We start from the raw sequence: 7,836 nt of genomic DNA, 5'->3' as shown, positions 1-7,836 counted from the left end.
GTAGAAGACCCGGCGCTGGGCGTCCGTGCCGCCGCCGACCGTGACGCGGTTCAGCCACTGGCCAATGCTTCGCGGCCCCGATCCCTGCGCCACGGATCCTGTCGACGCCCGGCACGGGAGCCGGTCCCCGCGTCCGGGTGAGCAGCACGGCGCGCGCAGTCGGCGGCAGTCACGGACGCGGCGTGCGTGATCTCTCGAGCAGGGCTGCGAGATCAGGCCGGGTTGATGTTTTCGGCCTGGGGGCCCTTCTGGCCCTGGGTGACGTCGAACGTCACGACCTGGCCCTCCTGGAGCTCACGGAAGCCCGACGAGTTGATCGCGGAGTAGTGCGCGAAGACGTCCGGTCCTCCGCCGTCCTGGGCGATGAAGCCGAAGCCCTTCTCGGCGTTGAACCACTTCACAGTTCCCGTAGCCATGTCTCATGCCTTCCAGTCGATGGACGCCTACCACTCCGTGTGGAAGGCGGAGGTGATCGCCCTGGTCCCTGCGGCACAGCACAGCAAAACGCCCACGCCAAGAGCGTGGGCTATAGGGAACTCCGAACCACGACAGCTGACACAGACGCTACACGCCCACACTCCGCGTCACCAGGGAAAGCGATCACTCCGAACACCAGCACCGGGGATACGGGGGTGCCCGCCGATGCAGACAGGCCCCGTCTCAGGCCGTGGTCGTCGGGTTCGCCGACTCTGCGGTGCGGCGGTATTCGGCGTTGATGCGCTTGGCTTCTTCGAGCTGGTCTTCGAGGATGATGATGCGGCAGGCGGCCTCGATGGGGGTCCCGTGGTCGACGAGTTCCCGGGCCCGGGCGGCGATGCGCAGCTGGTAGCGGGAGTAGCGGCGGTGGCCGCCGGCGGAGCGGAGCGGAGTGATCAGGCGGGCTTCGCCGAGAGCGCGCAGGAAGCCCTGCGTGGCGCCGAGCAGCTCGGCGGCCCGGCCCATCGTGTAGGCGGGGTAGTCGTCGTCGTCGATGCGGCTGAACGAGTCGTCTGCTGTCATCTGCACCTCTCCATGGAACGCGTGGAGGGGCCCTGGTGCTCATCGCACCAGGGCCCCGAAGGAACTACTACACCATCTGCCGACCCTGACAGGGCGCCGGCCTTCTGTTTCCGCAGACCCGACCGGCATGCTGCCGGGGCTGCTGGGATCGCGGTTGCTTGACCGGAGACCACCTCACTATCGATGTCCTGCGGTACCCGGGTTCAAGATCCGGCCCGGGCGATCCTGATGGCGCTCGGCTCCTCCGTTCTTCCCTCTGGGATCAACTGCTTACAACTGGGGTACTGCGCTCTGCTGGTGATGCGAACTGCTCAGCGGCCTGTGACAGCACCGCTCTTCGGCAGCCAGCCCCGTCGCCCGTCCTGCGTCTGCCCTGGCTTGGAACCCCACTGCCGAACCTCCCGGTGCGCGCGTCCGCAGCCGACGCCTTCACCGAGGTGCTGCTCACTGACTTCACTGCTGGGTACCGCGAACTGCACTTTCGGGTGCTGCCACTGCGTCCTGCTCACGGCGGCCCCTGATCACTGCGGGCCACCCGGTACGGTCGCCAGCCGCGTCGCCGTCCTGCAACCGCTCTGGCTTCGCGACTCCACCACCGCACCGTCCTGCGAACTGCACTCACATGTACTGCTCCGCCCGGCAGTTCGTGTCTGCCAGGCCCTGCTGTCTCTCTGGGCTACGAGAGAACCATAATCACGCCCCCACCCCAATGTCTACTCCGACAAACACAGATTTCCGCGCGTTCGACAGACAGGCAATCGGCCTCGAACAGTGACCGGAGCAGGAGGAGAGGCTGTCAGCGCCTGGTTGACCGGCCACAGCCAGGGAACGAGACGGCAGGCAGGACCGGACATCGACGATCCACTGACCGGGGAGACCTGGTGGACCCGATGAGCGTCAACGTCGCAACCGCCCGCTCCGCGACATACGTCGCCGGCGCACGCGAAAGCGCCCGGGACTTCCTCGAAGATCTCCTACGTCCGCTCGCAGCCGAGGCCGCCGACACCGTGCCCGGTCGTCTCGGAACTCCTCACCAACGCCCTGAGCCACGGCGGCGGCACCTGCACGCCCGACCCTGACCGCGCACCCGGACAGCATCGAGGTGACCGTGCACGACCACAGCCCGCAGGCGCCGCGCAAGCGCACCCCCGACCTCAACGACAGCACCGGAGGCTTCGGCCGGCCCATGGCCAACCGTCTCGCCCACGCCACCACCGTCACCCGCCAGGCGGCCGGCGGCCGGCGGCCGGCGGCCGGCGGCCGGCGGCAACACCGTAAGCGTCCTCCTCACCCGGTAACGCCACCGCTGAAGCAGCCGGACGGCCGGCAAATACAATCTGACCCATGTCGAAGCATGACGAGCTGCTCGTTGACGTCGCCGCCGTGGTGGAGTCCGGGCAGAGCAACCAGATGTCCCTGACCGTGGTCACCGGCGGCACTGTCATCACCGGCCGGCTGGCTCCCGAAGCCGTGTGGAGGCGGAGGGTGTCGGAGGTTCTGACGGATTCCGCCCGCCTGGGAGAGTTCTCCGCCGTGTTCGACAGCCCCGCGAAGGAGGAAGGCCCACCCACTCACCTGCACTTCCACGTCGCCCGAATTCTTCAGGGCACGGTGGGGATCCCGGAGACGGGCGGTATGTACCGGGTCGCGATCAACGACGTCAGCGCCTGGACCGTGGGCGACTTCAGCTATTCCGACCACTGATATTCCGGCCGCTGAGAAACAACGGAGACGGGACCCCGTCGCACGCAGTGGGCCCGGCCGACTTGCGTCGGCCGGGCCCACTGCTGTTCAGGTGTCGGCGCGTGCCTGTCGCTTCGGTCAGACGGACATGGGAGTGCCGAGCATCTCGGAAGCCGGCCGGAGCGAGCCGCGGATGCCTACGGGTACGGCCTTGGGGAGGGCGCGGCAGGTGAAGCCGAGCTTGGTCATCGCCCGGAGGACTTCGTCGGCGCTGAAGTCGCGGCGGTCCTGGCGGGTGATGACCTGGCCGACCTGCTTGACGGGGTAGTGACGGCGGCCGATGATCACGGACTCACCCATGACCTGCTCGGGCTTGATGCCCTTCATCGATTCCAGCACACCGCTCTTGGTGAGCTCGAAGGGGAAACGGGCGATGACGCAGCGCATGGGGCCTCACAGGGAGAAGGGGAGAACGGTCCGACCAGGGTGAGGCGGATCAGCGGGAGCGGGCGAGGACGCCCAGGGCGCCGCCTTGCCCGACGACGACTGGCAGGGCACCGCTCCGACGGGCGCGCATCGCGTGCTCGGCTTCGGCCATCGTCATCACGGGTGACGTGAACGACCGGTGGTCGCCGAGGATGTCACGCAGGCGGACGCGGTCCGTGTAAGCGGAGTTGTCGCGCACGGCGGTGAGTTCGGTCCGGGTGACCAGGCCGGTGCACTGACCGTCCTGGTCGCAGACGACCAGTCGGCCCGTGCGGGCGGCGGCCATGACGGACAGCGCCACCTCGACGCTCATGTCGTCCCAGACCTGCGGTCCGGCCACCTCCACGACCTCGGTCGGCGTCCTGTGCACGGGGCCGGCGTTCACCGGCCGGGGCTGCGTCTGAACCAGCGTCAAAAGATGCCTCCTGCAGAGATGGGTCAGCTTCCTCATCACGAAGGTTCTAGACCGCCGCACCGACGACGGACTGGCGTACGGGCCCGCGCCGGGCTCCCGAGGAGGGGCGGCGCCGGCCCCTGGAGGAGGCGCTGCGCTTGGGGCGTTCGGCCACCGGTGCGGTGATGACGACCGGGATGCCGGACGGAGCCTGGGCACCGGTGATGCGGTTCAGTTCGGCCTCGCCGGAGCGGACCTCGGTGATCTGCGGCCGGATCCCGGCGTCCGACATGAGGCGGGCCATGCCGCGTCGCTGGCCGGGTGTCACGAGGGTGACGACGCTGCCGGACTCGCCTGCGCGGGCGGTACGGCCACCGCGGTGGAGGTAGTCCTTGTGGTCGGTCGGCGGGTCGACGTTGACGACCAGGTCGAGGTTGTCGACGTGAATGCCTCGCGCCGCCACGTTGGTCGCCACCAACACGCTGACGTGCCCCGTCTTGAACTGGGCAAGTGTGCGGGTGCGCTGCGGCTGCGACTTGCCGCCGTGCAGCGCGGCGGCCCGCACTCCGCTGTTGAGGAGGTCCTGGGTCAGCCGGTCAACAGCATGCTTGGTGTCCAGGAACATGATCACGCGGCCCTCGCGGGCGGCGATCTCGGTCGTGGCGGCGTGCTTGTCGGCGCCGTGGACGTGCAGGACGTGGTGCTCCATCGTCGTGACCGCACCGGCCGACGGGTCGACCGAATGCACGACGGGGTCGGTGAGATAGCGGCGCACCAGCAGGTCCACGTTACGGTCCAAGGTGGCGGAGAACAGCATCCGCTGCCCCTCCGGGCGCACCTGGTCGAGCAGTGCGGTGACCTGCGGCATGAAGCCCATGTCGGCCATCTGGTCGGCCTCGTCCAGCACCGTGATGCCCACCTGGTTCAGACGGCAGTCGCCACGGTCGATGAGGTCCTTGAGCCGGCCCGGAGTCGCGACGACGACCTCGGCACCGCCTCGCAGCATGCCGGCCTGCCTGCCGATCGACATCCCGCCGACCACGGTGGCCAGCCGCAGCCTGACGGAGCGGGCGTACGGAGTGAGCGCGTCGGTCACCTGCTGCGCCAGCTCACGCGTCGGTACGAGGATCAGTCCGAGCGGCTGGCGGGGCTCGGCACGCTGTCCGGCCGTGCGGGCGAGCAGGGCGAGGCCGAAGGCGAGGGTCTTGCCGGAACCGGTGCGCCCGCGGCCCAGGACGTCACGGCCCGCCAGAGTGTTCGGCAACGTCGCACCCTGGATCGGGAACGGTGCGCTCACACCCTGCCGGCCGAGTTCGGCCAGCAGTTGCTCGGGCATGTCGAGATCGGCGAAGCCCTGGGCGGCAGGCAGCGCGGGGGTGATCGTCTCAGGGAGCGCGAACTCACCCTGCATCGCGGCGGGCCGGCGGCCGTAACCGCCGGAACGGACGGGCCCGCCGGAACGGCGCGGTGCCGACGAGCCGTAGCGGCTTCCGCCCTTCCCGGCGTCGGCGCTGCCATTACGGGTGCGGGCAAAGCGGTCGTTCGTACGTGTGCGGTTCATGCGGAACCTTCCTCGATGTGGCACATATCAAGGAATTCCCGCAGCGTTGAGCAGCATGGAGAACCACAAGTATGGACCGACGGCAAAAGCAAAATGCAAAAGAAAGCAGATCTGGCCGACGGAAATCCACGCGGGCGCAGGTGCTGAAATAAACGACGTGGCAGTGACGCACAATCCGGGCGTCGACTGCGGTGCGGCTCTTCAGGTTGCGTCTGCATCTCTGAAGGATGAGCGGCACGTGGTGGGGCTGGGGACTTCTCCGAGCCGTCCCGGAGGTGAAACCGTTGCGGGAGAACGCGTGCAGCTGGGGCCCGCACCCCGAGGGATGCGGGCCCCAGCTACAAAGTGCTCTTCAGCGTCAGGCCGGAACGATGTTCTCGGCCGTCGGGCCCTTCTGGCCCTGCGCGATGTCGAAGGTCACCTTCTGACCTTCCAGCAGCTCGCGGAAACCCTGCGCGGCAATGTTCGAGTAGTGGGCGAACACGTCAGCGCCGCCACCGTCCTGCTCGATGAAGCCGAAGCCCTTTTCCGCGTTGAACCACTTCACGGTACCAGCAGCCATGTCATATCTCCTTCGGGGCAGTACATCGGAATCCGCACCGTGCGAACACCGTGTCGCCGCAATGATTACCCCGCCCGGAGAAAGACCGGAAATACAAAAGCGCTTTCCCCGGCCGAAGCCGAGAGGGAGCACTTGAAGTCTTGGGAACCAAAACTGCAACTGAGATCAACAGTAGCACGCCGCCACGGCCCCCGTCGGTTAACTAATTCCACTCCGCTCATTGCGACAAAAACTCTCGCTGCATGGTCCGGCAAACTCTCACCTCACAAACACAGTTATTGACTCACTCGCAGTGCAACGTTCCGGAAAAGCGCAGTCGCCCGCCGCAACCAGGGCCGCCCGAGCACCCCGAGCACGGGAAGGTACGCGGCTGTCCGCAAGATCGGATTCAACAGGGTCACGTCCCCCTGTGATGCAGCACGAGTGCGCTGAAGGCCCCGGTGATCTGACGTATGACGTCCACGTCCTCCGCTCCGACCCCGGACGTGACGGTTACGGGCGCGGAGCATGCGCGTGGTGGCCTCGTGGTCGTGGGCAAGGGGCATGGCCACCCCGGAATCTGCCCCTGCACCCGCAACTGAGACTGGAACTGAGACCAGGGACCGCCGCGCGGCGCGCTCCCGTGCCCGCCGCCGCATCCGCTGAACGAAAAAGACCAGCTCAGACATGGTCTGAGCTGGTCTTCAGGATGAGCCCCCTGTCGGATTCGAACCGACGACCTACGCATTACAAGATCGCCAGAGCGTTACCTCATGATTCACTACCTCTCCCTGTTTTAGCCGTCTATGCAGGTCAGTGGGCATGAACGTATCCCGACCGCGATGATCGTTCACGAGGTTTCACTGTCCTTCCGGACCCATCTCGGCCCCAGGAAGGATCCGCTAGAGATCTTCAATGGCTGGGGTTACGGCGGTTGGAAGTCGAGTCCGGTCTTGGCGATGAGCCCCTCGATGAGGTGGGGCCGGTACTGCATCCGTTTCAGCCGGGTCCTGACCAGCGCGGTGAGCTGGTCGAGGCTGTGTTTGGTGAGGTTGGCCAGCGATCTCTTCAGGTGCGACCGCACGCCCTCGACCGGGTTGAACTCCGGCGCGTACGGCGGCAGCTGGTAGACGGTCAGCCACAATCGCGCGGCGATCAGCTCCCGCATGGTGCGGCTGACGTGTGTGTTCAGGTTGTCCCACACCAGGACAACGGGGCCGCCGAGCTGCTGATGTGCGCCATCCAGCAGCCGGGCGCAGTCGGTCTCGGTGAAGCCCTTGCGCCGGCCCTTCGCGGGACCGCGGTCGAGGTGGACGCGGTAGATCAGCCGTGGCCGGTGTCCGGCGTGGCCGGTGTCCGGCCCTGATGCAGATCAGGGCGGCCATCGAAACGCGTTTGGTGCCCTGGGCGGTGACCTTCACGACGGGTGTGTGGCCTCGGCGGCCCCAGGTGCGTTCTTTCGGCGGCCTCAGGCCCTGACCTGCCTCGTCCTCGAAGCAGAGCCAGGCGCCCAGGTCCGCCGCCCTCTTTTTATGACGGGCCACTGCTCGTCCTTCCAGGCGGCGATCTTCGACTCGTCCCGCTCGGTGGCTTTGCGGCTCGGGATCTGCACGCTCCAGCCGATGCGGTGCAGCAGCAGATCCAGCCCGGCCGGGGTGTAGTCGACGCCGAACCGGCGGCGCACGACCTCGCCGATGCGGGCCAGCGTCCAGCACTGGTCACTCCATCCGCACGCAGCCGGACCGGCCTCCAACACCGCCTCCAGGGCACGCAGTTGGCCGGCATCGAGCTTGCAGCGGGCGCCACCGGGGCCCCTGGACACGAGGGCCTGGCGGCCGCCCGAAGCCAGGGCCCGACGCCAGCGGTTCGCCGACATCCGAGTCACCCGGAACCGCCGCGCCACCTCCCGGTCACCGGCCCCCACCTCGATCAAGTCGGCTGCGGCGAGCCGGACCTGCTCACGCCCGTCCCGCTCCTCGGCCGTCAGCCCACCGCCATCGGGATACCTCATCCCTCCGGCACAGCGCAGCCGACGCCAACCGTCACGACCAGACGTAACCCACACCGTTAAAGATCTCTAGTGCTCTGACCGCAAAGGTTCACCGGCCTGGGGCGTGTGTCTTCCTTTGGCTGAGCAGACGTTCAGGAGCACTCGCGCAAGGGAACCGTCGC

Annotated in this window: 8 protein-coding genes and 2 pseudogenes; 2 read left to right on the top strand and 8 right to left on the bottom strand. The window is 67.6% G+C overall.

Annotated features, from left to right (window positions below; genetic code table 11):
* Positions 1-212: 212 nt before the first annotated feature.
* Both AB0I51_RS47900 and AB0I51_RS47895 read right to left on the bottom strand, forming a co-directional pair.
* A complete protein-coding gene (locus AB0I51_RS47900) occupies positions 213-416 on the bottom strand; it encodes a cold-shock protein (RefSeq protein ID WP_008735947.1) in 204 nt (67 codons plus the stop codon).
* 244 nt (positions 417-660) lie between these two features.
* Positions 661-999 (bottom strand): MerR family transcriptional regulator, encoded by a 339-nt coding sequence (locus tag AB0I51_RS47895; RefSeq protein WP_362985756.1) that lies wholly within the window; start codon positions 997-999, stop codon positions 661-663.
* Between the two features lie 881 nt (positions 1,000-1,880).
* Here AB0I51_RS47895 and AB0I51_RS47890 point away from each other — a divergent pair.
* Positions 1,881-2,242, top strand: a pseudogene (locus tag AB0I51_RS47890) (ATP-binding protein); the annotation flags it as partial.
* A 101-nt stretch (positions 2,243-2,343) separates the two neighbouring features.
* Positions 2,344-2,703 carry a hypothetical protein gene (locus AB0I51_RS47885; protein WP_362985754.1) on the top strand — a complete coding sequence of 120 codons (360 nt, stop codon included), beginning with the start codon at positions 2,344-2,346 and terminating at the stop codon, positions 2,701-2,703.
* A gap of 117 nt (positions 2,704-2,820) precedes the next feature.
* Here AB0I51_RS47885 and AB0I51_RS47880 read toward each other — a convergent pair whose 3' ends face one another.
* The 6 genes and pseudogenes from AB0I51_RS47880 to AB0I51_RS47855 all read right to left on the bottom strand — a co-directional run bounded on the left by AB0I51_RS47880 (position 2,821) and on the right by AB0I51_RS47855 (position 7,675).
* Positions 2,821-3,129 carry an SCO5918 family protein gene (locus AB0I51_RS47880; RefSeq protein ID WP_362985752.1) on the bottom strand — a complete coding sequence of 103 codons (309 nt, stop codon included), beginning with the start codon at positions 3,127-3,129 and terminating at the stop codon, positions 2,821-2,823.
* A gap of 49 nt (positions 3,130-3,178) precedes the next feature.
* Positions 3,179-3,583, bottom strand: a complete 405-nt coding sequence (locus AB0I51_RS47875) for a CBS domain-containing protein (RefSeq protein ID WP_362985750.1) — start codon at positions 3,581-3,583, stop codon at positions 3,179-3,181.
* A gap of 46 nt (positions 3,584-3,629) precedes the next feature.
* Positions 3,630-5,123: a DEAD/DEAH box helicase gene (locus AB0I51_RS47870; RefSeq protein ID WP_362985748.1), complete on the bottom strand. Its 1,494-nt coding sequence runs from the start codon at positions 5,121-5,123 to the stop codon at positions 3,630-3,632.
* Between the two features lie 358 nt (positions 5,124-5,481).
* On the bottom strand, positions 5,482-5,685 hold the full coding sequence (locus tag AB0I51_RS47865; protein ID WP_023586116.1) for a cold-shock protein: 204 nt from the start codon (positions 5,683-5,685) through the stop codon (positions 5,482-5,484).
* Positions 5,686-6,589: 904 nt separating this feature from the next.
* Positions 6,590-7,085, bottom strand: a pseudogene (locus tag AB0I51_RS47860) (transposase).
* Between the two features lie 47 nt (positions 7,086-7,132).
* Complete coding sequence (locus tag AB0I51_RS47855; RefSeq protein WP_362985745.1) at positions 7,133-7,675, bottom strand: winged helix-turn-helix domain-containing protein; 543 nt, start codon at positions 7,673-7,675, stop codon at positions 7,133-7,135.
* Positions 7,676-7,836 lie beyond the last annotated feature (161 nt).

Origin of the sequence: Streptomyces sp. NPDC050549 (genome assembly GCF_040655035.1) — a bacterium.
In the GTDB taxonomy this organism is placed as follows: Bacteria; Actinomycetota; Actinomycetes; order Streptomycetales; family Streptomycetaceae; genus Streptomyces.
Note: the sequence above shows the minus strand (reverse complement) of the source record. Positions and strands in the feature narration are given on the sequence as shown.

Bases quoted from the DNA above. Each gene is read 5' to 3' on its own strand.
- AB0I51_RS47900 (WP_008735947.1), bottom strand. From the start codon at position 416: ATGGCTACGGGAACTGTGAAGTGGTTCAACGCCGAGAAGGGCTTCGGC.
- AB0I51_RS47895 (WP_362985756.1), bottom strand. From the start codon at position 999: ATGACAGCAGACGACTCGTTCAGCCGCATCGACGACGACGACTACCCC.
- AB0I51_RS47885 (WP_362985754.1), top strand. From the start codon at position 2,344: ATGTCGAAGCATGACGAGCTGCTCGTTGACGTCGCCGCCGTGGTGGAG.
- AB0I51_RS47880 (WP_362985752.1), bottom strand. From the start codon at position 3,129: ATGCGCTGCGTCATCGCCCGTTTCCCCTTCGAGCTCACCAAGAGCGGT.
- AB0I51_RS47870 (WP_362985748.1), bottom strand. From the start codon at position 5,123: ATGAACCGCACACGTACGAACGACCGCTTTGCCCGCACCCGTAATGGC.
- AB0I51_RS47865 (WP_023586116.1), bottom strand. From the start codon at position 5,685: ATGGCTGCTGGTACCGTGAAGTGGTTCAACGCGGAAAAGGGCTTCGGC.
- AB0I51_RS47855 (WP_362985745.1), bottom strand. From the start codon at position 7,675: ATGAGGTATCCCGATGGCGGTGGGCTGACGGCCGAGGAGCGGGACGGG.